This is a genomic window from Escherichia sp. MOD1-EC6300, from assembly GCF_002965045.1.
In the GTDB taxonomy this organism is placed as follows: domain Bacteria; phylum Pseudomonadota; class Gammaproteobacteria; order Enterobacterales; family Enterobacteriaceae; genus Escherichia; species Escherichia coli_F.
In genome coordinates this window covers 64,694-89,878 of sequence record NZ_PTRH01000001.1, presented here as the reverse complement: position 1 = coordinate 89,878, position 25,185 = coordinate 64,694, and the positions used below count along the sequence as shown (strand labels likewise).

19 protein-coding genes, 1 tRNA gene and 1 pseudogene are annotated in these 25,185 nt (G+C 45.6%); 13 read left to right on the top strand and 8 right to left on the bottom strand.

The window, feature by feature from the left end:
* Window positions 1-7 precede the first annotated feature (7 nt).
* On the top strand, window positions 8-1,633 hold the full coding sequence (gene yqeB / locus BGE37_RS00425; RefSeq protein ID WP_001020405.1) for a selenium-dependent molybdenum cofactor biosynthesis protein YqeB: 1,626 nt from the start codon (window positions 8-10) through the stop codon (window positions 1,631-1,633).
* 40 nt (window positions 1,634-1,673) lie between these two features.
* Here the strand turns inward: yqeB and arcC are convergent, their stop codons facing one another.
* The 5 genes from arcC to ygeW are packed head-to-tail and all read right to left on the bottom strand — an operon-like array spanning window position 1,674 to window position 7,803.
* Complete coding sequence (gene arcC / locus BGE37_RS00420) at window positions 1,674-2,606, bottom strand: carbamate kinase (RefSeq protein WP_088541703.1); 933 nt, start codon at window positions 2,604-2,606, stop codon at window positions 1,674-1,676.
* A gap of 47 nt (window positions 2,607-2,653) precedes the next feature.
* Complete coding sequence (hyuA, locus tag BGE37_RS00415; protein ID WP_105276822.1) at window positions 2,654-4,039, bottom strand: D-phenylhydantoinase; 1,386 nt, start codon at window positions 4,037-4,039, stop codon at window positions 2,654-2,656.
* A 52-nt stretch (window positions 4,040-4,091) separates the two neighbouring features.
* Window positions 4,092-5,303 (bottom strand): YgeY family selenium metabolism-linked hydrolase, encoded by a 1,212-nt coding sequence (locus tag BGE37_RS00410; RefSeq protein WP_001107125.1) that lies wholly within the window; start codon window positions 5,301-5,303, stop codon window positions 4,092-4,094.
* 57 nt (window positions 5,304-5,360) lie between these two features.
* Window positions 5,361-6,557: a diaminopropionate ammonia-lyase gene (gene dpaL, locus BGE37_RS00405; RefSeq protein ID WP_000110494.1), complete on the bottom strand. Its 1,197-nt coding sequence runs from the start codon at window positions 6,555-6,557 to the stop codon at window positions 5,361-5,363.
* A 58-nt stretch (window positions 6,558-6,615) separates the two neighbouring features.
* Complete coding sequence (gene ygeW / locus BGE37_RS00400; protein ID WP_001360948.1) at window positions 6,616-7,803, bottom strand: knotted carbamoyltransferase YgeW; 1,188 nt, start codon at window positions 7,801-7,803, stop codon at window positions 6,616-6,618.
* A gap of 478 nt (window positions 7,804-8,281) precedes the next feature.
* On the opposite strand from ygeW, the gene BGE37_RS00395 reads away from it, so the two are divergent.
* Complete coding sequence (locus BGE37_RS00395) at window positions 8,282-10,060, top strand: sigma-54 interaction domain-containing protein (protein ID WP_105276701.1); 1,779 nt, start codon at window positions 8,282-8,284, stop codon at window positions 10,058-10,060.
* A 39-nt stretch (window positions 10,061-10,099) separates the two neighbouring features.
* Here BGE37_RS00395 and xdhC read toward each other — a convergent pair whose 3' ends face one another.
* From xdhC to xdhA, 3 genes are read right to left on the bottom strand one after another with little or no spacing between them, the layout of a single operon-like run.
* Complete coding sequence (gene xdhC, locus BGE37_RS00390) at window positions 10,100-10,579, bottom strand: xanthine dehydrogenase iron sulfur-binding subunit XdhC (protein WP_001016584.1); 480 nt, start codon at window positions 10,577-10,579, stop codon at window positions 10,100-10,102.
* The gene (xdhB, locus tag BGE37_RS00385; RefSeq protein ID WP_105276700.1) at window positions 10,576-11,454 is read right to left on the bottom strand and encodes a xanthine dehydrogenase FAD-binding subunit XdhB; all 879 of its coding nucleotides are present in this window, start codon (window positions 11,452-11,454) and stop codon (window positions 10,576-10,578) included. Before xdhB ends, xdhC begins: the two co-directional genes overlap by 4 nt.
* A 10-nt stretch (window positions 11,455-11,464) precedes the next feature.
* Window positions 11,465-13,762, bottom strand: a complete 2,298-nt coding sequence (gene xdhA / locus BGE37_RS00380) for a xanthine dehydrogenase molybdenum-binding subunit XdhA (RefSeq protein ID WP_105287655.1) — start codon at window positions 13,760-13,762, stop codon at window positions 11,465-11,467.
* 415 nt (window positions 13,763-14,177) lie between these two features.
* Between xdhA and actS the strand changes: the two genes are divergently transcribed.
* The 11 genes and pseudogenes from actS to BGE37_RS25500 form a co-directional block, all read left to right on the top strand.
* A complete protein-coding gene (actS, locus tag BGE37_RS00370) occupies window positions 14,178-14,930 on the top strand; it encodes an amidase activator ActS (RefSeq protein ID WP_105276698.1) in 753 nt (250 codons plus the stop codon).
* 78 nt (window positions 14,931-15,008) lie between these two features.
* Window positions 15,009-15,082: transfer RNA gene (locus tag BGE37_RS00365), tRNA-Gly, on the top strand.
* A 233-nt stretch (window positions 15,083-15,315) separates the two neighbouring features.
* A complete protein-coding gene (locus BGE37_RS00360; protein WP_123057311.1) occupies window positions 15,316-16,926 on the top strand; it encodes a glycoside hydrolase family 15 protein in 1,611 nt (536 codons plus the stop codon).
* A 66-nt stretch (window positions 16,927-16,992) separates the two neighbouring features.
* Window positions 16,993-17,172 carry a GhoT/OrtT family toxin gene (locus BGE37_RS00355; RefSeq protein ID WP_001301699.1) on the top strand — a complete coding sequence of 60 codons (180 nt, stop codon included), beginning with the start codon at window positions 16,993-16,995 and terminating at the stop codon, window positions 17,170-17,172.
* A 345-nt stretch (window positions 17,173-17,517) separates the two neighbouring features.
* Window positions 17,518-18,267: a type III secretion system transcriptional regulator EivF gene (eivF, locus tag BGE37_RS00350; RefSeq protein ID WP_105276697.1), complete on the top strand. Its 750-nt coding sequence runs from the start codon at window positions 17,518-17,520 to the stop codon at window positions 18,265-18,267.
* A complete protein-coding gene (sctC, locus tag BGE37_RS00345; protein WP_000694676.1) occupies window positions 18,264-19,967 on the top strand; it encodes a type III secretion system outer membrane ring subunit SctC in 1,704 nt (567 codons plus the stop codon). The genes eivF and sctC overlap by 4 nt, the downstream gene beginning before the upstream one ends.
* 4 nt (window positions 19,968-19,971) lie before the next feature.
* Window positions 19,972-21,117, top strand: coding sequence for a YopN/LcrE/InvE/MxiC type III secretion system gatekeeper (locus BGE37_RS00340; RefSeq protein WP_023141999.1), 1,146 nt, complete (start codon window positions 19,972-19,974; stop codon window positions 21,115-21,117).
* Window positions 21,110-23,170, top strand: coding sequence for an EscV/YscV/HrcV family type III secretion system export apparatus protein (locus BGE37_RS00335; protein ID WP_000482500.1), 2,061 nt, complete (start codon window positions 21,110-21,112; stop codon window positions 23,168-23,170). Before BGE37_RS00340 ends, BGE37_RS00335 begins: the two co-directional genes overlap by 8 nt.
* A gap of 31 nt (window positions 23,171-23,201) precedes the next feature.
* On the top strand, window positions 23,202-24,494 hold the full coding sequence (gene sctN, locus BGE37_RS00330; RefSeq protein WP_000734320.1) for a type III secretion system ATPase SctN: 1,293 nt from the start codon (window positions 23,202-23,204) through the stop codon (window positions 24,492-24,494).
* Window positions 24,484-24,942, top strand: a complete 459-nt coding sequence (locus BGE37_RS00325; protein ID WP_001354951.1) for a type III secretion protein — start codon at window positions 24,484-24,486, stop codon at window positions 24,940-24,942. Before sctN ends, BGE37_RS00325 begins: the two co-directional genes overlap by 11 nt.
* Window positions 24,920-25,150: pseudogene (locus BGE37_RS25500) on the top strand (type III secretion system needle length determinant, SpaN/EivJ family); the annotation flags it as partial. The gene BGE37_RS00325 and the pseudogene BGE37_RS25500, both read left to right, overlap by 23 nt.
* Between the last annotated feature and the right edge of the window lie 35 nt (window positions 25,151-25,185).

Sequence of the window (25,185 nt, the reverse complement as noted above, 5' to 3'; positions counted from 1 at the left end):
GGTTGGTATGAATATTTTCACAGAGGCTGCAAAACTTGAAGAGCAAAATTGTCCGTTTGCGATGGCGCAAATTGTTGATAGCCGAGGCTCGACTCCCCGCCATTCTGCACAAATGTTAGTGCGCGCCGATGGTTCTATCGTCGGTACAATTGGTGGTGGAATGGTTGAGCGGAAGGTGATTGAAGAGTCGCTTCAGGCATTGCAGGAACGTAAGCCGCGATTATTCCATGGACGTATGGCTCGTAACGGTGTGGATGCTGTCGGGTCAGATTGTGGAGGTGCAATGTCCGTGTTTATCAGCGTCCATGGTATGCGTCCTCGTCTGGTGTTGATTGGCGCGGGGCATGTCAACCGGGCGATAGCCCAGAGTGCGGCGCTATTAGGATTTGATATTGCCGTTGCCGATATTTATCGCGAAAGCCTTAATCCTGAATTATTCCCACCATCAACCACGCTTCTCCATGCTGAGTCGTTTGGTGCGGCAGTGGAAGCACTGGATATTCGCCCTGATAATTTTGTCCTGATTGCCACGAATAATCAGGATCGTGAAGCCCTCGACAAACTCATTGAACAGCCCATTGCATGGCTGGGGTTGCTGGCAAGTCGCCGCAAGGTTCAGCTTTTCCTACGTCAATTGCGTGAGAAAGGCGTGGCTGAAGAACATATTGCCCGTTTACATGCGCCCGTTGGTTACAACATAGGTGCGGAAACGCCGCAGGAGATCGCCATCAGCGTGCTGGCAGAAATATTACAGGTGAAAAATAACGCGCCGGGTGGGCTGATGATGAAACCTTCTCATCCTTCCGGACACCAGCTGGTGGTGATTCGCGGTGCGGGGGATATCGCCAGTGGTGTGGCGCTACGTCTGTATCATGCGGGTTTTAAAGTGATCATGCTGGAAGTGGAAAAGCCGACGGTGATTCGTTGTACCGTGGCGTTTGCCCAGGCTGTGTTCGACGGCGAAATGACGGTCGAAGGTGTTACTGCCCGTCTGGCAACCAGCTCTGCTGAGGCGATGAAACTTACCGAACGCGGATTCATCCCTGTGATGGTAGATCCCGCCTGTTCATTGCTTGATGAACTGAAACCGCTTTGCGTGGTGGACGCTATTCTGGCGAAACAGAATTTGGGTACGCGGGCAGATATGGCACCAGTAACAATCGCGCTTGGGCCGGGCTTTACTGCTGGGAAGGATTGCCATGCGGTAATTGAAACAAATCGCGGGCACTGGCTCGGTCAGGTGATTTACTCTGGTTGTGCGCAGGAGAATACCGGTGTTCCCGGCAATATTATGGGGCATACCACCCGACGGGTGATCCGTGCTCCTGCTGCAGGCATTATGCGATCCAACGTGAAATTAGGCGATCTGGTGAAAGAGGGCGATGTGATTGCCTGGATTGGTGAGCATGAAATTAAAGCACCATTGACGGGGATGGTGCGTGGCTTGTTGAACGACGGACTGGCGGTGGTCGGTGGTTTTAAAATTGGTGATATCGATCCACGTGGTGAAACGGCTGATTTCACCAGCGTTTCTGATAAAGCCCGGGCAATTGGCGGCGGCGTACTTGAGGCGTTAATGATGTTGATGCATCAGGGCGTTAAAGCGACAAAAGAAGTGCTGGAAGTGGCTTAAATGAAAATGGCCGGATGGTATTACCCACCCGGCCTTTAAATTACTGACAAATCACCGTTCCGGTTTTGCCTTCAATCCCTTCTTTCGCTTTGCTCAATACGGTAATCAGTGCTTCGCGTCCAGCGCGAGAGCGAGCAAACGAGGCGGCTGCTTCCACTTTAGGCAGCATAGAACCTTTCGCAAAATGACCTTCTTCGATAAAGCGTTCAGCATCACTTAATGACAGGCGATCGAGCCACTGTTCGTTCTCTTTACCGAAGTTAATGGCCACTTTTTCTACCGCAGTCAGAATGATCAGCATATCGGCATCAATCATTTCTGCTAAACGGGCGCTGGCCCAGTCTTTATCGATAACCGCACTGGCACCGCGCAGATGGTTGCCTTCACGAATAACAGGAATGCCACCACCGCCAACGGTGATCACCACCTGGCCTGCTTCTACCAGCGCTTTTACCGTCTCTTTTTCAATGATATCAACCGGTTTTGGTGAAGCAACAACACGGCGATAGCCGCGACCAGCATCTTCTTTCAGGGTGTAGCCCTGTTTTGTCAGAAGTTCAGCTTCCTGCTCGGTAAAGAACGAACCGATCGGTTTGGTCGGGTTGAGGAATGCCGGATCGTTAGCGTCGACTTCGACCTGGGTCACCAGAGTGACAACGGGTTTATGAATGCCACGGGAGAGCAACTCTTCCCTTAAGGCGTTTTGCAAATCGTAACCAATATATCCCTGGCTTAAGGCAACACAGACAGACATCGGCAGCATTGGCGAGTGCGCTTCAGTTTTTGCGGCGGCTTCAAAGGCCTGGTTAATCATGCCTACCTGCGGCCCGTTACCATGAGTGACGATGACCTCATGTCCCTGGGCAATTAAATCAACAATTGCCTGAGACGTAATTTTTACCGCTTTCATTTGTCCGGCTAGATCGTCGCCCAGCGCATTCCCGCCCAGGGCGAGAACAATTTTCTTACTCATTTTTCCTCACTCATCATTCTTGATTGTGTATAGATCCCTGGCAGTGGTTAGAGCACGGGAGGGACAAACGGTTTGCGTCGCAGGAAACGACCTCGCCCGGCTTTACCTGTAAAGGTGCCGTCACAGAAAATCGTTTCACCACGGGATAATGTTCTGACAATCGCGCCCTGACAGGTAAACCCCTCCCAGGGCGAGTAGTCGGCGTTGTCGTGGAGATGGCTATGCTGAATTTGTTGGCTCTGACGTGGGTCGATAATCACCACGTCACCATCGGAACCGGGCGCTAATATCCCTTTTTGCGGCCACAGGCCAAACAGCCTGGCGGGCATTGCACTGGTTAGTTCAACAAAACGTTCCGGTGTTATACGTCCCGTCATCACTCCACTGGAAAACAGTAACTGCATGCGGTTTTCCACACCGGGTAAGCCATTTGGGCAGCGACTGAAATCGCCTTTAGAAATTTGCAGGCGTTGAGCCATCGAGAAGGTGCAGTGATCGGTCGCCACCACGTCAATCGCACCATCACTAATGCCACACCACAGTTTGTCCTGCTCGCGTACGTTACGCAGTGGTGGGCTAAGAATGAACTTCATGCCGTCTTCTGTATCGTAACTGCGTTCGTCCAGCAGGAGATATTGCGGGCAGGTTTCAACCCAGACTGGCTGCTGATTCGCGCGGGCAAGACGCAGATAATCCAGACCTAAGCCGTTAGAGAGGTGGACGATATAGAGCGGGGCGTTACCGGCAATTTGTGCCAGGTTAATCATGCGGGCGATGGCTTCCGCTTCGCATTCCAGAGGGCGACTCAAGGCGTGATAGCGCGGCGCGGTTAACCCTGCGGCAATAAACTCCGCCCGCTTGCTGGCGATAGCCGCGTCATTTTCCGGGTGCACGGTGGTCAGTGCGCCAGACTCATGCAAGCGGCGTAATGCCTGCAACACTTCATCATCGTTGAGTTTATATTGATAGGTTAAATAGAGTTTAAAACTGCTCAGCCCTTCTTCGACCATCATCGGAATTTCGTCGAGGATGGCGTGATTAATGTGCTGGATAACACCGTGAAAGCTGTAGTCAATAACCGCTTTATGGGCGGCATAACCACGATAAACTTCCAGTTGATGGCGTAATCGGCAGCCATTTGGTCCAAATCCCATATGGTCAATAATGGTTGTTGTACCGCCACACGCAGCTGCGCGGGTACCGGTAAAAAAATCATCACAACTGCGCGCGATGCCGACATCAATATTGAAGTGTGTATGGACATCTACGCCGCCAGGGAAAACGTAACAGCCAGTAGCATCAATTTCTTCATAAGGGAGCTGCGGCGAAATATCGGAGCCCAACTGGCGAACAATCCCGCTTTCAATCAGCAAATCTTGTTTGGCTTGTCCATCTGCGTTAACGACAGTGCCGTTTTTGATCAATACGCGCATAGCAAACTCCAAAAACCCTCCGGCGAACCGGAGGGGAATAAGTGAAGAGTAATTATTCGGTTGCCAGCCAGCTTAACGGGATTGCAGCGTACATCGCGGCACAGGTCACCAGGTGAGATTTCCAGGTTTTTTCGTTAGGTGCATGCGCTTCAGGTTCTTTACCCGGGCCAAAGCCGATCACCGGAATGCCGTGACGACCCATGATAGATACGCCGTTAGTTGAGAAGGTCCACTTATCAACAACCGGCGCTTTGCCAAACAGACCTTCGTAGGCATTCACCAGTGCTTTAACAGTGAAGTGATCTTCTTCCACTTTCCAGGTCGGGAAGTAGCATTCGGTTGGGTAAACCAGGCCAGTCCAGGACGGACGGTCGTAGTTGTACATAGAAACAACCGCGTTAGCTTTCTGTACCGCAGGCAGGGCGCGGATTTCGTCCAGCGCGCCTTCCCAGGTTTCGCCCCAGGTCAGACGACGGTCGATTGAAACTGCGCAGCTATCTGCTACAGCGCAACGGCTTGGGGATGTGAAGAAAATTTCAGAAACGGTGAGGGTGCCTTTGCCGAGGAATTCATCATAGCCCAGGCGCTGGGAGAGTTCTTGTAATTCGCCAAGAATCGGACCCATTTTGAAAATGGCGTTGTCACCGCGTTCTGGTGCAGAACCGTGGCAGCTAACACCCTGAACATCAATGCGAATTTCCATACGACCGCGTTGACCACGGTATACCTGGCAATCAGTCGGTTCAGTACTGACCACAAATTCCGGGCGAATGCCGGATTGTTCAATAATGTACTGCCAGCACAGACCGTCGCAGTCTTCTTCCTGCACCGTACCGGTAACCAGCAGGGTATATTCATCTTCCAGACCGAGGTCTTTAATGATTTTACCGGCATAAACCATAGAGGCCATGCCGCCTTCCTGGTCGGAAGTACCGCGACCACCGATCAGTTCATCAGTTTCCATGCCTTCGTACGGATCGAAGTCCCAGTTTTTGATGTTGCCAATGCCGACGGTATCAATATGAGCATCCATTGCCACCAGACGCGGGCCGTGACCGATATAACCGAGAACGTTGCCCATCGGGTCGATTTCAACTTTATCGAAGCCGACTTTTTCCATCTCTTCTTTAATACGATGCACTACGCGTTTTTCGTCGCAGCTTTCGCTGGGGATCGCAACCATGTCGCGCAGGAAGCGAGTCATGTCTGCCTGGTAATCTTTTGCTTTTTCAAGAATCAGTTTGAATGGAATATTCTTAGCCATTATTTTTCTCCAGATTTTTTACTCCCCGTTTTGCGGGGAGCAGTTCCAATAGGGTGATTAAGGTGCTACAGAGTGTTTGCCTTCCCAGACAACTTCGCGGTAGTGCTTCACGTCGGTGTCGCCTTCAGTGCTGATAACCAGCACCACTGCATCTTTGTTCAGCGCTAGTTTTTCCATCAGGCTTTGACGTTGCGGGTGATAATGAACCGCCGCGAGAACGCCCAAACCGACAGCGCCGGATTCACCGGAGATGATGCGCGGGTCGTTGCCGTACGGATTACCCAGCACGCGCATACCTAATGCGGCAACGCTGTCCTGGCAGGAGATGAATTGGGTGGCGCAGTTACGTAGGATTTCCCAGCCCAGTGGGTTAGGTTCGCCGCAAGCCAGGCCCGCCATGATAGTGGCCATATCGCCGCCAACGTTGACGATGTCGCCTTTGACACCAGAACGATAGATACAGTCAGCTTTGTCAGGTTCAACAATAATGCTGTGCAGGTTTTGCGGGCTGTAGACGTCGACCAGATAACCCAGTACGCCGCCGGCCATCGCGCCGACACCGGCTTGCAGCAGAACGTGAGTTGGGGTTACGCCCATTTCACGCATTTGCTCGACGGCTTCATCTGCCAGAGTGGCATAGCCCTGCATGATCCAGGTTGGGATTTTGGTGTAGCCTTCCCAGGCGGTATCTTGCACCACTTCCCAGCCGTGTTGCTGCGCGTGTTGCATGGTCAGGCGAACGGTATCGTCATAGTTCATATCAGTGACGATGCACTCGGCTCCGAGGTTCAGAATGGCGTCAACGCGTTCCTGAGCGGAACCTTTCGGCATGTAAATTACCGCGTTCTGACCGAGTTGCTGTGCTGCCCAGGCAACACCGCGCCCGTGGTTGCCGTCGGTCGTTGTAGCAAATGTCATTTTTTCGCCGATGGCATTTTTCAGATGCTCGAATGACAGTGTTTCGATATCAAGATGATATTTTTCGCACAACAACTGAGCGATGGCATATGCGCCGCCGAGCATTTTGAATGCGTTCAGACCGAATCGTTTTGATTCGTCCTTAACGAGAATTTTTTTCACCCCAAAAAGGTTTGCGAGATCGTCCAGCGCGCAAAGTGGTGTTGGGCGATAGCCAGCAATTTTCTGGTGGAACTGGCGCGCCAGTTTTGCCTGGCTTTGCGAAAAGAGCGGTGATGTTTCGCCGTTGAAAAATTTGTTATCGGCGATATCAATCTTCAATGAGAAAACGGACATATCCTATCCTTTTGGCCTCTGGAAATAGAGAGCCGACCTGTCGATCGGCCCGAGGGGGTTATTTCACGCGTTCTTGCGCTTCTTTCAGCAGTTGTTCGAGCAGTGCGCCTGGTTTGGAATATTTACGGGAAAGGATCATTGCTGCGATGATGTATGGCTTCCAGCTGGCTTCTTTGTAGGTCGCGATACGGTATTTTTCGAATACGCCTTCAGTGACTTCACCTTCTTTGCAGGATACGCCGCTGATATCTGCTGGCAGGCAGTGCATGTACAGGGCTTCGCCATCACGGGTCAGTTCCATCATCTCTTCAGTGCAATGCCAGTCTTTGTGTTGCGCGTTCTGTGCCAGACACTGTTTTTCCAGTGCTTTTAAGCCTTCGTGATCGTTCGCACGCAGCAGTTCAGTACGCTCTTCCATCACTTTGTAAGGTGCCCATGACTTCGGATAAACGATGTCTGCGTCTTTGAAGGCTTCTTCCATGCTGGTGACCTGACGGAAGCTACCGCCAGAGGCTTTAGCATTATTTTTAGCTACTTCAACTACATCCGGGATCAAATCGTAGCCTTCCGGATGGGCCAGGGTGACATCCATACCGAAGCGGGTCATCAGGCCGATAATGCCTTGCGGTACAGAGAGCGGTTTGCCGTAGCTTGGCGAGTATGCCCAAGTCATGGCGATTTTTTTACCTTTCAGGTTTTCGAGCGAACCAAAGTGTTCACGCAACCATGCCAGGTCAGCCATTGACTGAGTCGGATGGTCGATATCGCATTGTAGGTTCACTAAAGCCGGACGCTGTGGAAGCACGCCCTGCTTGTAGCCGTCATCAAGCGCAGCGCCAACTTCACGCATATAGGCGTTACCTGCGCCCAGATACATATCGTCACGAATACCAATAGCGTCGGCGCAGAAGGAGATCATATTGGCGGTTTCACGTACGGTTTCGCCGTGAGCGATTTGTGATTTGCCTTCGTCGAGATCTTGCTGTGCAAGGCCGAGCAGGTTAAGCGCGGAAGCATAAGAGAAGCGGGTACGGGTGGAGTTGTCGCGGAATACGGAAATACCTAATCCACTATTAAAGACTTTGGTTGAGATGTTTTCAGCACGCAGTGCTTTTAATGCTGCGGCAACGTCCAGTACTTGTTTCAGTTCATCAGGCGTCTGTTCCCACGTTAACAAAAAATCTTTCTCGTGAAGGTGAGAGGTCAGCGAATTGATATCCTTAATCAGCTCATTAACAGTTTTCATCATAAAGTCCCGGTAGTGGAATGACAGGCAAAGTGGTTTATTTCACTGTGACTTGCCAAAGTGATTGGTGTTTTCACAGCTATACCAGGGACTAACAATAAGTGTGCCAGAATTATCCACACGGCTATAAAAGACTAATTTGACGGGTAATGTGTGGTGTAGATCACAAATTGATGCCAGCTTCCGGTTGTGTGTAAAATACGAAAACGTTTGGCTTTTTTTATTGCGTTGTTTATTTGCTGCTAAGTATCAGAAATAAGATAAAGGGGCAGGCTATCCCTCGTCAGTTTGATAAACTCACCGCTGTAATTCTCATATTGATATAGAAATGTGATATCTCTTCCATAATTTCATTAGAAAGTGATAAAAACCTTATGTTTTTATCAAAGCCAATTTCGCCTGAGTTAATATCATGATGATCTGTGAACCATCAACGTCTTCAATGATCGACTTTTAAGTAAGTCTGGAAGGTAAAGCTATGGAGCTTGCTACTACGCAGTCAGTATTGATGCAAATTCAACCGACAATTCAGCGTTTTGCCAGAATGCTTGCCAGCGTTTTGCAGCTTGAGGTTGAGATCGTTGATGAAAACTTGTGTCGCGTCGCCGGAACGGGCGCGTATGGGAAGTTTCTTGGCCGCCAGTTGAGCGGCAACTCACGCCTGCTCCGCCACGTCCTGGAAACGAAAACTGAAAAAGTTGTGACACAGTCTCGCTTCGATCCCCTTTGCGAAGGTTGCGATAATAAAGATAATTGTCGCGAAAAAGCATTTCTGGGTACGCCTGTCATTTTACAGGATCGTTGTGTTGGGGTGATAAGTTTGATTGCAGTTACCCACGAGCAACAAGAACATATCAGTGATAATTTACGCGAGTTTTCTGATTACGTTCGCCATATATCCACCATTTTTGTTTCGAAACTTCTGGAGGATCAGGGACCAGGAGATAACATCAGTAAAATATTCGCGACCATGATCGATAATATGGATCAGGGCGTATTAGTTGTTGATGACGATAATCGGGTTCAGTTTGTTAATCAGACGGCCTTAAAAACACTCGGTGTTGTGCAAAATAATATTATTGGGAAACCTATCCGTTTCAGACCATTAACATTTGAGAGTAATTTTACCCACGGACATATGCAACATATTGTTTCGTGGGACGATAAAAGTGAATTAATCATTGGCCAATTGCATAACATTCAGGGCAGACAATTATTTTTAATGGCGTTTCACCAATCGCATACCAGTTTTTCTGTAGCAAATGCACCTGATGAACCGCATATTGAACAATTGGTTGGCGAGTGCCGTGTTATGCGGCAATTAAAACGACTCATTAGCCGTATTGCGCCCAGCCCATCCAGCGTTATGGTGGTTGGTGAAAGCGGCACGGGTAAAGAAGTCGTCGCGCGTGCAATCCATAAGTTGAGTGGAAGACGAAATAAACCCTTTATTGCTATCAACTGTGCCGCGATTCCTGAACAACTTCTGGAGAGCGAACTATTCGGTTATGTTAAAGGCGCATTTACTGGCGCTTCAGCCAACGGTAAAACAGGGTTGATTCAGGCGGCGAATACGGGCACGCTGTTTCTCGATGAAATTGGTGATATGCCATTAATGTTGCAGGCTAAATTACTGCGCGCTATTGAGGCGCGTGAAATACTGCCGATTGGTGCCAGTAGCCCAATTCAGGTCGACATCCGAATCATTTCTGCAACTAACCAGAATTTGGCCCAGTTCATTGCCGAAGGTAAATTCCGCGAAGATCTCTTCTACCGACTCAATGTTATCCCGATCACTCTTCCACCGCTGCGTGAACGTCAGGAAGATATTGAACTGCTGGTACATTACTTTTTACATCTGCATACCCGTCGTCTGGGATCGGTTTATCCTGGCATTGCTCCCGATGTCGTCGAGATATTGCGTAAGCATCGTTGGCCCGGAAACCTGCGCGAGTTAAGCAATTTAATGGAATATCTGGTTAACGTTGTTCCTTCAGGTGAAGTTATCGACAGCACGCTATTGCCTCCAAATTTGCTGAATAATGGCACAACGGAGCAAAGTGATGTAACAGAGGTCAGCGAGGCGCACTTGGCACTCGATGATGCGGGCGGCACGGCGCTGGAGGAGATGGAAAAGCAAATGATCCGCGAGGCGCTTTCACGTCATAGCAGCAAGAAGCAAGTTGCTGATGAACTGGGTATCGGCATTGCTACGCTCTATCGCAAGATAAAGAAATATGAGTTGTTAAACGCATAACCTCAGTAAATCCGGCCTGAGTTCAGGCCGGATATCCTTTTACTTCGTTTTCTCGCAATCCAGAACTGTATTTACAATCATCTGATACCCCGTGCAGCGACAAAGATTTCCCGCCAGGCCGCGACGAATCTCCGTAATAGTTAATGGCTTCTCGCGTGGTTTCGCCAGCATTGCCGTGGTAGCCATAATCAGGCCAGGCGTACAAAACCCGCACTGCACCGCGCCGGATTTCGCATAAGCTTGCTGGACATGAGAAAGTTTTCCGCCTTTCGCTTCACCTTCCAGCGTGCGGATTTCTTTGCCTTCAGCCCAGGCGGCAAGGTATAAGCAACTGTCTATCGCAGTACCGTCGACCAGCACCGTACAGGCACCACATTCACCCACGCAGCAACCTTGCTTGACGCTTAGCAGCCCTTGTTCGCGGAGTAATTCCGAGAGCGGCGTGCCTGGCGCGGCGTGAAGCTGAAAAGGTATCCCGTTAATGGTGCATGCGATGGTAATTGTTTCGCTGTGATTCATTGCAATTTTCCCCCCGCCGCGGCGACGGCTTCGCTAATCACTTTTTTAGTCATCGTCTGGATGAGATGCAGACGAAACTCTTTGCTGGCCCGCCATGAAGAACGCGGGGCGACATCCTGCAGGACTGATTCGCTGATGGCTTCCAGCGTTTGCAGGTTTAATGGCGCATTTTGTGCAGTTTGTTCGGCATGTTGGCAGCGAATCGGCGTTGGCGCGGCAACGCCAAATGCCAGGCGTAATTCGCTGAAATTGCCGTTATCCAGTCGGCAATGTGCGGCACAGCCAATCGTTGAAATATCCATCGCATCGCGCATGGCATATTTAAAATGGGCGCTGCCTGCGTGTTCTTTCGGCTGGGGCGGAAAATGAAAGGCGACAAGGATTTCGTCATGCTCAAGGGATACTTTGCCCGGTCCGGTGTGGAAGCCATTAATCGGGACGAAATGAACACCGCGCGGGGAGTGGATCTCCAGCTTCGCATCATAAATTAGCGTTGGCGTGGCAGAATCCGCGCTGGTGGCTCCATTGCAAATATTTCCTCCGTAGGTAGCGACGTTACGGATCTGCGGTCCAGCAATGGACGAGGCCGCAGCACATAACGCCGGGAGATGACGTTGAGTTACAGGATCTTCAATGAGCTGGGTAAATGTCGTTGCTGAGCCGATGCGTAGCGAGTCATCTTCCGCTAGCGTAATTCCACGAAGCTCCGTCAGATTGTGGATATCAACAATATGGCGATAACGGTCATTGTGATGGTGGAGCTGAATCAGTACGTCAGTGCCACCGGCGAGCAGTTTGGCCTGTGGGTTGTCAGCCAGCAGGTTTATTGCATCGGCAAGGGATGCTGCGCGATGGTAAGAAGCAAAATCAAACATGATGTTATCCTCAAATCAATCCTGCCAGATGGAACTCTTCATATAACCGTTTTGGCGTCAGCGGCAGTGTATTGATTGCAACACCGGTAGCCATTTTCACCGCGTTACGAATAGCAGCGGCAACAGGAATTATTGGTGGCTCACCCAGTGACTTATGTCCGTATGCGGATTGCGGCTCATTGATTTCGACGAACGCGCTTTCCAGTTGTGGCAGATCTGGCATGGTCGGCATTTTGTAATCCAGCAGATTGGGGTTACGGACCACGCCGCTTTTCGCATCGATGATCATTTCTTCAAATAGCGCCCAGCCAATGCCCATCCCCATTCCGCCGTGTACCTGACCTTCTGCCAGCAACGGATTAAGAATATGACCCGAATCATGAACGTTGAGGATGCGGTTGATGGTGACTTTGCACAGCGCAATATCGACCGTCAGATCAACAAAGGTACAGCCAAATGCTGGTGGGTTAGTGGTGGTTTTGATGGAGCTTTCGGCAGAGAGCTGCCCGCCGCGTTCAGGGTGGTAGAAAGCGTCCATCGCCAAATCTTTTAACGACAATAACGATTCTTCCGGTCGTTCAACCAGCACGATATGGCCTTTTATTAGGGTCAGATTCATCGCTGACTGATGTAGCATGACAGCGGCGTGAGCGATGATTTTTTCTTTTAATAACAGTGCCGCACTGCGCAATGCAGGCGCGGCAACATAGCTCTGGCGTGAGGCAAATGCGCCGGGATCGAACGGCGTAACGTCGGTATCTTGTGTTGAAATAACGCGAACGTCGCTGACCGGAACCCCTACGGTTTCTGCCACCATTTGCGAGAACACGGTGTCGGCACCCTGGCCGATTTCCGTCGCGCCGCTTTGCACATTGATGGTTCCATCCTGATTCATCAGAAGGCGCGCGCCGGCTATTTCTACGCCGACAGGCCAGGTGTTAGAGGTGTAGCTAAAACAGGCGACGCCAACGCCGCGGCGTAAATTGCCTTGCTGGTTCTGGCATTCTGCACGGCGTTTTTCCCATTCAAAGATTTTCCGGCCTTTTTCAAGACACTCCGGCAACCCTGCGCTGTAAATACGTTTGCCCGTGAGCGGATTAGCATCTCCTTCGCGGGCGGCGTTGCGTAAACGAATTTCAATAGGATCAATATTTAACGCTGTCGCGGCGTCATCAAGCATTGACTCAACGGCAAATACGACTTGTGGCGCGCCATAACCGCGCATCGCTCCAGCCGAGGGGAGGTTGGTATAAAAGGTCTTTGAACTGTAAGCGTAGGCACAACGAGGATAAAGGTAAGCGACTTTATTCCCGCCCGCAGAAGCGATGGAGTGCCCGTGAGATGCATAAGCGCCTGTGTTAGACAGAACATCCAGACTATAGCCTTTCAACGTTCCGTCTCGGTTTACGCCCATTTGCCCGTCAATAGTAAAAGCGTGGCGGGTACGGGTTGCGAGGAAACACTCTTCACGGCTAAGGGAAACTTTCACCGGAATGCCGCCGAGCTTGCTGGTCAGAAAAGCCGCCATGGGCTCTTCCAGCACATCCTGTTTATTACCAAAACCGCCACCGACAAACGGTTTGATGACTCGTACGCATGACCAGGGAATACCCAGCGCCTGACCAACCACGCGGCGAACAATGTGCGGGATCTGGGTGCTGGAAACGATGGTAATTCGAGAGTCATCCTCCATCCATGCCAGCGATGTCACGCTTTCCATATGACAATGTTGAATAACGGGAGTCTGATAGTGCCCCTGCACCTGGTAATCGGCGGCATCGATTGTTTGTTGGACATTACCCGTCGACATCGAGCTTTGTTTTAGTAAATTGCCGCCGTTATGGATTGGTGCAGCGTCATCTGCCAGCGCCGCTTCTGGCGTGGTGATAACGGGTAATTCTTGCCACTCAATGCTGACCAATTGCGCCGCTTTTTCTGCCGTGAGTTCATCACGGGCCACGACGATGGCAACGGCGTCACCATGATGACGAACATGGCGAGTTAGCAGTGCGCGATCGGCGGTATCGCGCTTGTTTTCGTCAAGTGTCCAGGCATGCCCAGCTGTAGCGAATGGGATATCAGGTACATCTTCCCAGGTAAAAATTGCCAGTACGCCTGGTAAACTTCTGGCTTGTTCATCATTAATACTTACGGCATAACCATGTGCGATAGGGCTACGTACATATTTCGCGTAACACATGCCCGCCATAACATAATCGTCAGTATATCGTGCCCGCCCAGTGACCTTAGCAATGGCATCGACGCGCATGCATGATTCACCCGTAGCGGTTGCTTCCCGCGCTTCCATAGAAATCCCCTCGATTTGAACATTTGGTTCTTATGGCAAAGATTTAGTCTAAGCAGGCAAGATTTACGCCAGAAACGACGATAAACGTTAGGGGAGGAAGGAAGTGTGATGACGTTAAAAAAATACAGATACGATACGAAACAGGACCCTGAATAGGGACAGTGATACGTATCAATATGAGTGGCGATAAAATCAATGTGATAAATCAGGATTATTACGCATCAGGATGGGAAATAGGGTAAAAGAGTCAGGAACTTCGATACCACCACAGCAAATATTTTGCTTATGATACTTCCCTTTGCCAAATGAAATTAATCTCTTTCTCAATTACCTCGTTTTTCCAGAAGCGAGAGATTGGGTATCCAGAGGCTGGCTGCTATGATATGGCGTCTTGTTTTTTAAGCGAGGAAAGATTTTGAGTGCGGGACGCCTGAATAAAAAATCTCTGGGTATCGTGATGTTGTTATCGGTTGGACTGCTTATGGCGGGCTGTTCGGGTAGCAAATCATCCGATACAGGAACGTATTCCGGCTCCGTTTACACCGTGAAACGGGGGGATACGCTATATCGTATTTCGCGCACCACGGGAACCAGCGTAAAAGAGCTGGCGCGGCTGAACGGCATTTCCCCCCCTTACACCATTGAAGTTGGTCAGAAACTAAAACTGGGTGGGGCGAAAAGTAGCAGTACACGTAAATCAACCGCCAAATCAACGACCAAAACCGCATCGGTTACACCGTCATCAGCAGTACCAAAATCTTCCTGGCCGCCAGTAGGGCAACGTTGTTGGTTATGGCCAACGACAGGGAAAGTTATCATGCCGTATTCGACAGCTGATGGCGGCAATAAAGGGATTGATATCTCAGCTCCACGGGGTACACCTATTTACGCCGCGGGTGCAGGAAAGGTGGTGTATGTGGGCAACCAGCTGCGTGGCTACGGTAATCTCATCATGATTAAACACAGTGAAGATTACATTACGGCTTACGCCCATAATGACACGATGCTGGTAAATAATGGGCAAAGCGTGAAGGCTGGGCAAAAAATCGCCACTATGGGGAGCACTGATGCGGCATCGGTTCGCCTGCATTTCCAGATTCGTTACCGTGCAACGGCAATTGATCCGCTACGTTACTTGCCGCCTCAGGGCAGCAAGCCAAAATGCTGATGGCGAATTAATCAGCAGTCAGCAGCGCGGCACTTGCTAAGGAGAGCGTAAGGTTTATAATGCCTTACGCATCTCGAAGCGGGCGTAGTTCAATGGTAGAACGAGAGCTTCCCAAGCTCTATACGAGGGTTCGATTCCCTTCGCCCGCTCCAATTTATCTTCACCTCATCAATCTGCCATTTTTGCTGTATCTGATTTTCTATATTATCTTAATTCAATTGCTTCAGACTTTTCACAATCGCTGTAACACTTCCCCATTTTTTTGTAAATAAAAAGCGTTTACGCAATGCAATCCTTTTGTAACAACCCAGGTAAAATACCTTATTTTCAAGTTGTTAAATAAGTGGTTATCTACGCTTTTAACAAACGATAGATGGAATATTTTATGAAAGGGAAATCTGCATTAACTCTTCTGCTCGCTGGTATATTTTCATGCGGCACATGCCAGGCGACAGGGGCAGAAGTGACGAGTGAATCTGTATTTAACATTCTTAATTCCACAGGGGCGGCAACTGATAAAAGTTATTTATCGTTAAATCCAGATAAGTATCCTAATTATCGTCTTCTGATTCACTCAGCCAAATTAAAAAATGAAATAAAGAGCCACTATACCAAAGACGAAATTCAAGGATTGTTAACATTAACAGAAAATACACGAAAGTTAACGTTGACGGAGAAACCCTGGGGAACATTTATTCTTGCTTCTACTTTCGAAGATGACAAAACAGCGGCAGAAACCCACTATGATGCTGTCTGGCTGAGGGATAGTTTATGGGGCTATATGGCATTAGTATCAGATCAGGGAAATAGTGTAGCCGCAAAAAAGGTTCTGCTCACTCTGTGGGATTATATGTCTACGCCCGACCAGATTAAGCGGATGCAGGACGTCATTAGCAACCCAAAACGACTGGATGGTATTCCTGGGCAAATGAATGCTGTGCATATCCGATTTGACAGCAACTCCCCCGTGATGGCAGATGTGCAGGAAGAAGGCAAGCCGCAGCTGTGGAACCATAAACAAAATGATGCGTTAGGTCTTTATCTTGATCTCCTTATACAAGCAATCAATACTGGTACTATTAACGCTGAAGATTGGCAAAAAGGTGACCGATTAAAATCGGTTGCGCTGCTGATTGCTTATCTGGATAAAGCCAATTTCTATGTTATGGAAGATTCCGGAGCGTGGGAAGAAGATGCCAGATTAAACACATCTTCCGTTGCACTGGTGACCTCTGGACTGGAACGTTTGTCGAACTTACTCTCGAAGAAAGACTCTGTTTTTGTCTCTGATTTACTACGCGAAGCTAAAGCCAATGAACTGGATGAACCTCTTTCAACAACGAGGTTGAACCACCTCATAGATAAAGGTTATGAAAGAATAACGTTACAGCTTGATTTAGGGGGAGAATCCCCAGGTTATCTGGAAAAAGATAAACATTACAGAGAAGCTGATGCGGCCTTACTTAATGTTATTTATCCTGCAAATCTTTCAAAGATAAATACCAGAAGAAAAGAGCAAGTTCTAAAAATAGTTAAAAAACTAGCAGGTCCGTATGGTATAAAAAGATACGAGAAGGATAATTATCAGTCGGCAAATTTTTGGTTCAATGATATTAAAACCGATACCGATCAAAATTCACATGCGAAAAGAGAAAAGAGCTTCATTCCATCAACAGAAGCAGAATGGTTTTTTGACTCATGGTATGCAAAATCAGCAGCAATTGTTTATAAAGAATCAAGAAAAGAAGAGTATTTGAATGACTCAGTGCAATTTATGAATAGATCATTGGCCCAAATAACAGGCGAGAATATGATTGGTGCAAATGGCAGGAGTGTACCTGAAATGGCACTTCCCGAAAGCTATAACTATATCCACAAGTCGGGAACTTTGCATGAAGCGCCAAGCCCTATCATTCCGCTAAATTGGTCGAAAGCTTCAATGACTCTCATGTTGAAAGAGATGTCCAACCTTATCAATGATGAGGGAAATAAATAGTTTTCATAATGAGGCGGTCCTGGATTAAAAGGACCGCTCAAAGAGAAATCGAAAGGGGAGGTAAAAGTGATCAATAAATTACTGTTAGCTTACCTGATAGGTCTGGTTGTGACATCGACTTTAATATTTATCTTCTCGGAAGAAAAAGTAACATATCGGTTGTTTGCTGCAATAATTACAGGTTTAACCTGGCCGCTTAGTCTCATTCCTTCCATTATAAGTCTCATGATTCGTAAATCCGACTAACAAGAAAATTATATGATCGATTAAGAAAAATAGAATCGAACAGGAGAATAAAATATATGCGGGGAGTAACAAAACACTCGCAGTGCGTTAATGAAGAACTAACAAATATGATTTGTATTGAAAATAGTTACCAAACAAGTGTTATAAGAAATACGAGGTGTGTTTAAGTAAAACATATCAACAGTTACAAATCTGTATATGGACAGGATGACGTACAAGTGTAAGTGACTGAAAGCTATTCGCTCATAACAAAATCATTATTTTATAAATAGGAATCATCACTTTTTAATCATGTTTTTATAGCAAGTTTATGGAGAATGAGAATATGGAATAAGGAGATGAAACATGATTGAAGAAGGGCTGTTACTTCCAATGAATGTTTTGCTTCAAGGACAGAAGTTAACCCTACTGGACCCTGAAATGTGGTTCTTACGGGGAAATGAAAACAAGGATGTAACCCTTGTTATTACAATTGGTAATAACCATCAAAAATTAATTGTAGTGGAAGACATATTACTGCTCATTGACCGAAGCCAAATTGAGGTAACTGCAGGGAAAGTAATTTATCATCCACTTCGCATTGATATCCTGAGTAAATTATTAGCTTTTATAGATGAATCAACGGGGAGTGTGGAAAGGGAACACCATGACTTGTTTGCTGATGCCTTGCCCTTTGCATCAGAAGTTGTGCTATTCAGTAAAGTTGCAAGTGAAGCCTGGTTTTTAGCCACTTATCTGAGCAGCGATAATATTAATGAAATTCTGTTTCAGCATCTAAGAAAAACAGAATGCTATAAACTGGTTCGCTATTTATTATCGCAATCGCTCATACAGACTTCACTCTATGATCTTGGTGAGCTTTACGGCGTATCGTATTCACATTTTCGCCGTTTATGTAGTTATGCATTGGGTGGTAAAGTTAAAACGGAATTATGTGGCTGGAGAGTTGCCAGAGCCGTGTTGGAAATCATTGAAGGAAACAGTGATATGACAACTATTGCGCATAAATATGGCTACTCATCCTCATCACACTTTTCAGCCGAAGTAAAAAGCCGGTTAGGAAAAACACCGAGAGAACTATGTAAAAAGTTATGAAAATAAAATTACGTATTACTATTATATTAATTTCAGCCTTATGCATTTTTAATGGATTATTGACTCCTGGTGCATATGCCGCAGCAGCGAATGGATACGTAGCAAATAAAGAAAATCTACGTAGTTTTTTTGAAACGGTTTCATCATATGCGGGTAAGCCTACAATAGTAAGTAAGCTTGCCATGAAGAAACAGATCAGCGGAAATTTTGATTTAACCGAACCCTATGCCTTGATTGAACGCCTGTCGGCGCAGATGGGACTTATTTGGTACGATGATGGCAAAGCTATTTATATCTATGACTCATCAGAGATGCGTAATGCGCTGATTAATCTGAGAAAGGTATCGACGAATGAGTTTAATAATTTTTTAAAAAAATCGGGTCTGTATAACTCTCGTTATGAAATTAAAGGGGGCGGCAATGGTACTTTCTATGTATCGGGGCCACCGGTTTATGTTGACCTGGTCGTTAATGCTGCAAAATTAATGGAGCAAAACAGTGATGGCATTGAGATCGGACGCAATAAAGTAGGGATTATTCACCTGGTCAACACATTCGTTAATGACCGGACTTATGAATTACGTGGCGAAAAGATAGTTATTCCTGGCATGGCAAAAGTACTATCGACGTTGTTAAATAATAACATTAAGCAAAGCACTGGGGTTAACGTACTTTCTGAAATTTCAAGTCGTCAACAACTAAAAAACGTATCACGTATGCCTCCTTTTCCTGGTGCTGAAGAAGATGATGACCTACAAGTAGAGAAAATAATATCGACAGCTGGAGCGCCAGAGACTGACGATATACAAATTATTGCATATCCAGATACCAACAGTTTACTTGTTAAAGGAACAGTATCTCAGGTTGATTTTATCGAGAAGTTAGTAGCTACGCTCGATATTCCAAAGCGACATATTGAATTATCTTTATGGATAATAGATATTGATAAGACTGATCTAGAACAGTTAGGAGCTGACTGGTCGGGCACGATAAAAATTGGATCCAGCCTAAGTGCATCATTTAATAATTCAGGTTCAATTAGTACCCTGGATGGGACACAGTTTATTGCAACAATACAGGCACTTGCGCAAAAAAGAAGAGCCGCCGTTGTTGCTCGTCCTGTCGTTTTAACACAGGAGAATATTCCTGCTATATTTGATAATAACCGTACTTTCTATACTAAATTAGTCGGCGAGCGTACTGCGGAGTTGGATGAAGTAACCTATGGTACGATGATTAGCGTGCTACCACGATTTGCTTCGCGAAATCAAATTGAATTACTCTTGAATATTGAAGATGGCAATGAAATCAATTCCGACAAGACCAATGTTGATGACCTGCCTCAGGTTGGTAGAACGCTTATAAGTACTATTGCGCGCGTGCCTCAAGGGAAAAGTCTTTTGATTGGTGGATATACACGAGATACGAATACCTATGAAAGTCGCAAGATCCCAATATTAGGCAGTATTCCATTTATTGGTAAATTATTTGGATATGAAGGAACAAATGCGAATAACATCGTTCGTGTCTTTCTTATTGAGCCAAGAGAGATCGATGAGCGCATGATGAATAATGCGAATGAGGCTGCGGTTGACGCCAGAGCAATAACACAGCAAATGGCAAAAAATAAAGAAATCAACGATGAATTACTGCAGAAATGGATAAAAACTTACCTGAATCGTGAAGTCGTCGGAGGATAGTGAAATGGCGATTCATGTAGAGCATGTCGGTGTATTAGAAAGAGCCAGAGAAGTTTCTCGCTTAGAGGATATTATCACAGAAGATAATGAAGATATTGAAGCTGAAATGCCTAAAATGGGAGATGATCCCGCCGGTAAAGAAGCTCGATTCTTACAAGCTACTGACGAGATGTCAGCAGCGTTAACGCAGTTTATGAAGAAAAAAATCTACGAAGAACAACTGGCCAACTTTCTGGACGGAGAAGAATATGTCCTGGAAGATCAGCCAATAGAAAAAACCGATAAAGTCATGGAGGCGCTTAAGGCAGCAACTACCCATGACTATGAAGTGTATAGCTTTGCTAAAAAATTATTTCCAGATGAAAGCGATCTGGTGGTTGTATTACGTGCAATTTTACGTAAAAAACAAATATCTGAAAATGTGCGGCTAAACGCTGAAGCATTACTTAGAAAAGTTAATCAAGAGACTACTAAAAAATTCATTAATAGTGGCATTAACTCGGCATTAAAAGCAAAGTTATTTGGCCAGGCGTTGTCATTAAATCCAAAATTACTAAGGGCAAGTTATCGACAATTTTTAATGGCAGAAGACGATGCTGTAGATACTTATGTAGAATGGATTGGTAGTTATGGCTATCAAAATAGAATGCTGGTGACAAAATTTATCAAAGAGACGCTTTTCTCAGATATAAATGCACTTGATGCGAGTTGTTCATCATTGGAATTTGGTATGTTTCTCAATAAGTTGTCACAACTATTGTCTCTTCAGTCGGCAGAGGCTTTATTTCTGAAAACTTTAATGAATAACCCAATAATTAAAAAATTTATTAGCGCAGAAGATTACTGGATATTTTTTCTGATATCGTTAATAAAATTTCCTGAGACTGCAGAGGAACTCCTGAAAAATGCACTGGTAACCCTACCCGCAGATGCTAATTATAAAGACAAAACGTTACTCCTGAAGGCGATTTACAGCGGATGTACAAATCTTCCATTTTCACTTTTTATTAATAATGAACAATTATTAGAGATTAGGGAGTGTTGTAAACAGGCAATAAAAGTAACATTTGCAGTAGAGCTCTTTGATACACAAAACAGTAATAAAAAACAAAATAAAAAACCATGGAAGAAGGTAATGTTCAATGTTTAACAAAGTTTTGATAGGGTTAAGGAGTCATCCAGAATTAATAATTCTTGGATTAATGGTGATGATTATCGCCATGCTCATAATTCCATTGCCCACTTACTTAATCGATTTTTTGATTGGGCTGAACTTAACATTGGCAATACTTGTGTTTTTAGGATCATTCTATGTTGATAGGATCTTAAGTTTTTCTTCATTCCCATCAATTCTCCTCATCACAACGTTATTTCGTTTGGCGCTGGCGATCAGTACCAGTCGACTTATACTTCTTGAGGCGGACGCCGGAGAAATTATAACGAGTTTTGGTGAATTCGTTATTGGAGATAGCCTGGTAGTTGGTTTTGTTATTTTCTCCATTGTTACTATTGTTCAGTTTATCGTGATTACCAAAGGTTCGGAACGTGTGGCTGAAGTTGCTGCCCGCTTTTCGCTTGACGGTATGCCAGGTAAACAAATGAGTATTGACGCCGATCTACGCGCCGGGATCATTGATGCAGATTTAGCAAAAGAACGTCGTAGCGTATTAGAACGAGAGAGTCAGCTGTATGGTTCCTTTGATGGTGCGATGAAATTTATCAAAGGTGATGCTATTGCAAACATCATTATTATCTTTGTTAATATTATCGGTGGGCTATCAGTAGGAGTAGGCCAAAATGGAATGGATTTCTCGACAGCGTTGACCGTCTACACAATTCTTACCGTCGGTGATGGTCTTGTTTCTCAAATTCCAGCTTTATTAATTGCTATTAGCGCAGGGTTTATCGTAACGCGCGTGAATGGCGATAGTGATAATATGGGGCAAAATATAATGTCCCAGTTATTAAGTAATTCTTTTGTCATTATTGTGACATGTGTCCTCGCGCTAAGTATTGGGTTGCTTCCAGGTTTTCCCCTTCTTGTGTTTTTATGTTTGGCAGTAATCTTAGGAATTTATTTTTACTTTAAATTCAAAAAGAAAGGGGTTGAAGAAACGGTTGTTGAGGGAGATATCACCGTTGGGTTGGAACCCTATAATCAGGATGATGATATTTCATTAGGTATTATTAATAAACTTGATCAGGTTATTACCGAAACGGTACCCTTGGTTTTGATTATGAATAGTGCACAGGCTAAAAAATACACTGAAATCAATCTTGCTGATAGGATTCGTAGTCAGTTTTTTATTGAGTATGGTATCCGTATTCCCGGTATTGTCATTCGCGAGGGGGAAGGCCTTAATGATGAAGATGTCATATTAATGCTAAATGAAGTCAGAGCCTCGCAATTTAAAATTTATCATGATCTTGTCTTGTTGGTTGAATATTCAGATGAAGTGGTTTCGACTTTGATCAAGAAACCTGTCATCGTAAATAGTAATGGTGAACAATATTATTGGGTTACAAAAAGTGATGCCCAAAAATTAACAAAAATTGGCTGTTATACACGCACGGCCATGGATGAAATGTACAATCATTTATCTGTATGTCTGGCTCATAATATTAATGAGTATTTTGGTATACAAGAAACCAAATATATTCTTGATCAATTAGAGATGAAGTATCCTGATCTATTAAAAGAAATATTAAGATATATAACCGTGCAGCGCATTTCAGAGGTAATTCAGCGTCTGATCCAGGAGCGAATTTCAGTGCGCAATATGCGTTTAGTTATGGAGGCTTTAGCATTATGGAGCCCACGAGAGAAAGATATAATTACACTCGTTGAGCATGTACGAGGTGCATTAGGTCGCTACATTTGCCATAAGTTTTCATATTCTGGAGAAATTAAAGCAATTGTGATTTCGCCTGAAATAGAGGACAGAATCAGAGATGGTGTCAGGCCTACCGCTGGCGGTACTTTTCTTAATCTCGATGCATCCGAAGCTGAGATGATTCTGGATAATTTTAAACTGGCACTTTCTGGAATCAATATTCCTATTAAAGACATTATTTTACTGGGATCTGTGGATATTCGTCGTTTTATCAAAAAACTTATTGAATCTAGTTATCGAGACCTCGAAGTACTTTCGTACGGGGAACTAACGGAAAATGTTCCCGTTAATATTCTGAAAACTATTTAGGATAATGTCTTGCGATATGGAGCATGCTGGTATGAAAAAATTAAAACTATTAAATAAATACAGCTACTTACATAGCATAAACGGCTCGCTGATTGAAGCAGAGCTTGACGACGTTTCAGTGGGCGAAGTATGCGAAATTTATGCGAGCTGGCAAGCAAATGAACGTATAGCCAGGGCTCAGGTCGTTGGCTTTCGCAATGGAAAGACATTATTAAACCTTATAGGCAGCTCTGTGGGGCTTACACGTACTGCAGTATTGAAACCAACGGGAGAGCAGTTAACCATACAGATCAGTGATGCCTTTCTTGGTTCAGTTTTGAATGCTTCTGGTCAAATTATGGAAAGGTTTGTCCCGGTCACTCCAGGGGATAGGGGAAATTTACGCCTGATTGATGAACTGCCACCGTCGTATCAGGAACGTCGAGTTATTAATACACCACTAGAGACACGGATAAGAGTCATTGATGGCGTACTGACATGTGGCATTGGTCAACGTGTTGGGATTTTCGCATCGGCTGGCTGTGGCAAAACGGTTTTAATGCATATGCTTGTAAACAACACTGAAGCTGATGTGTTTGTTATTGGCTTGATTGGCGAACGTGGAAGGGAAGTTACGGAATGCGCGGAATCGCTGAAAAAATCAGTAAATGCAGCAAAATGTGTTTTGGTTTATGCCACCTCTGATTTTTCGTCAGTAGATCGGTGTAATGCCGCCCTGATGGCGACAACCGTGGCAGAGTATTTTAGAGATCGAGGAAAGAGAGTTGTACTTTTTATCGACTCAATGACGCGCTATGCACGAGCACTACGCGATATGAAGCTGGCAGCGGGTGAACCACCTGCCAGACGTGGTTATCCTGCTTCTGTTTTTGACAGCTTACCTCGCTTACTGGAGAGGCCGGGACCAACACTAAAAGGAAGTATTACTGCCTTTTATACCGTATTACTGGAGGGGGAGGATGAATCAGACCCACTGGGGGATGAAATTCGCTCAATCCTTGATGGCCATATCTATCTAAGTCGCAAACTCGCTGGGCAAGGTCATTATCCGGCAATAGATGTTCTAAAAAGTGTGAGTCGAGTATTTGGTCAGGTCACTGATGAAAAACACAGAGATAATGCTGCACGGGTAAGGAAGATCCTCACCACTTTGGAAGATCTACAGGTGTTTATTGATTTAGGGGAATATCGCGCTGGGCAAAATGCTGAAAATGATTTTGCTATGAATGCCCGGCCTAAACTCACAAATTGGTTAAAACAGTCAGTTAATGAAAAAATGCCAATGAGTGAAACGCTAAAAGAGCTTGAACGAATTGTTAAGTAAAGTTAATCGACTTATCAGAAGAACAGCGCAGAGCCTGGCTGCATGTGAAGCATCATTACAAAAGTTAAATGCAGAAAAAGAAAAGTTAGTCGAAAAGGAACGCCTGTATGATATGCAACTTAAAAACCTACAGTCACTGTTAGATATGAAGGAGTTACTCGGCGAAGTAGTATTTCGCCAGGATATATTTTACTCGTTACGTAAAGTTGCAGTCATTCAGCAGCAGATCGCTGAGATAAATCTTGAAAAGCAAAAAATAGCAGAGCGGCGAAAAATACTTAACAAGGAAATAGTTCAACAGCAAGCACAAAGAAAACACTGGTGGCTAAAAGGAGAAAAGTACGATCTACTAAAGAAGCGCATCAAAAAACAACTTTTAAATCAGATGCTTTATCAAGACGAGCTTGAACAGGAGGAGAAATATAATGGACGAAGTCAAGAAAATTGAACATTATAAAAATTTAAACACAGACACATCCGAGAATTCTGCTGCGTATTTAGACAGTTTCGTAAAGAAAAACAAAAAAAATAAAGAAATGAGTGAGATTGTTGCTGGATCCATTCTCCAGTTATTACGTCAGGCTCAGGATAGCCAATTCCCTACGTTTGGGAAAAAGAATGGGCAAATGAAGTCTATTGATAACAAATCGTCTCTCCAGGTTGACAGGAATTCATCTTTTTCTTTGCAAAC

Excerpts from the sequence above, each read along its gene's own strand:
- yqeB (WP_001020405.1), top strand. The coding sequence starts at position 8 with ATGAATATTTTCACAGAGGCTGCAAAACTTGAAGAGCAAAATTGTCCG.
- arcC (WP_088541703.1), bottom strand. The coding sequence starts at position 2,606 with ATGAGTAAGAAAATTGTTCTCGCCCTGGGCGGGAATGCGCTGGGCGAC.
- hyuA (WP_105276822.1), bottom strand. The coding sequence starts at position 4,039 with ATGCGCGTATTGATCAAAAACGGCACTGTCGTTAACGCAGATGGACAA.
- BGE37_RS00410 (WP_001107125.1), bottom strand. The coding sequence starts at position 5,303 with ATGGCTAAGAATATTCCATTCAAACTGATTCTTGAAAAAGCAAAAGAT.
- dpaL (WP_000110494.1), bottom strand. The coding sequence starts at position 6,557 with ATGTCCGTTTTCTCATTGAAGATTGATATCGCCGATAACAAATTTTTC.
- ygeW (WP_001360948.1), bottom strand. The coding sequence starts at position 7,803 with ATGAAAACTGTTAATGAGCTGATTAAGGATATCAATTCGCTGACCTCT.
- BGE37_RS00395 (WP_105276701.1), top strand. The coding sequence starts at position 8,282 with ATGGAGCTTGCTACTACGCAGTCAGTATTGATGCAAATTCAACCGACA.
- xdhC (WP_001016584.1), bottom strand. The coding sequence starts at position 10,579 with ATGAATCACAGCGAAACAATTACCATCGCATGCACCATTAACGGGATA.
- xdhB (WP_105276700.1), bottom strand. The coding sequence starts at position 11,454 with ATGTTTGATTTTGCTTCTTACCATCGCGCAGCATCCCTTGCCGATGCA.
- xdhA (WP_105287655.1), bottom strand. The coding sequence starts at position 13,762 with ATGGAAGCGCGGGAAGCAACCGCTACGGGTGAATCATGCATGCGCGTC.
- BGE37_RS00360 (WP_123057311.1), top strand. The coding sequence starts at position 15,316 with ATGAAAGGGAAATCTGCATTAACTCTTCTGCTCGCTGGTATATTTTCA.
- eivF (WP_105276697.1), top strand. The coding sequence starts at position 17,518 with ATGATTGAAGAAGGGCTGTTACTTCCAATGAATGTTTTGCTTCAAGGA.
- sctC (WP_000694676.1), top strand. The coding sequence starts at position 18,264 with ATGAAAATAAAATTACGTATTACTATTATATTAATTTCAGCCTTATGC.
- BGE37_RS00340 (WP_023141999.1), top strand. The coding sequence starts at position 19,972 with ATGGCGATTCATGTAGAGCATGTCGGTGTATTAGAAAGAGCCAGAGAA.
- BGE37_RS00335 (WP_000482500.1), top strand. The coding sequence starts at position 21,110 with ATGTTTAACAAAGTTTTGATAGGGTTAAGGAGTCATCCAGAATTAATA.
- sctN (WP_000734320.1), top strand. The coding sequence starts at position 23,202 with ATGAAAAAATTAAAACTATTAAATAAATACAGCTACTTACATAGCATA.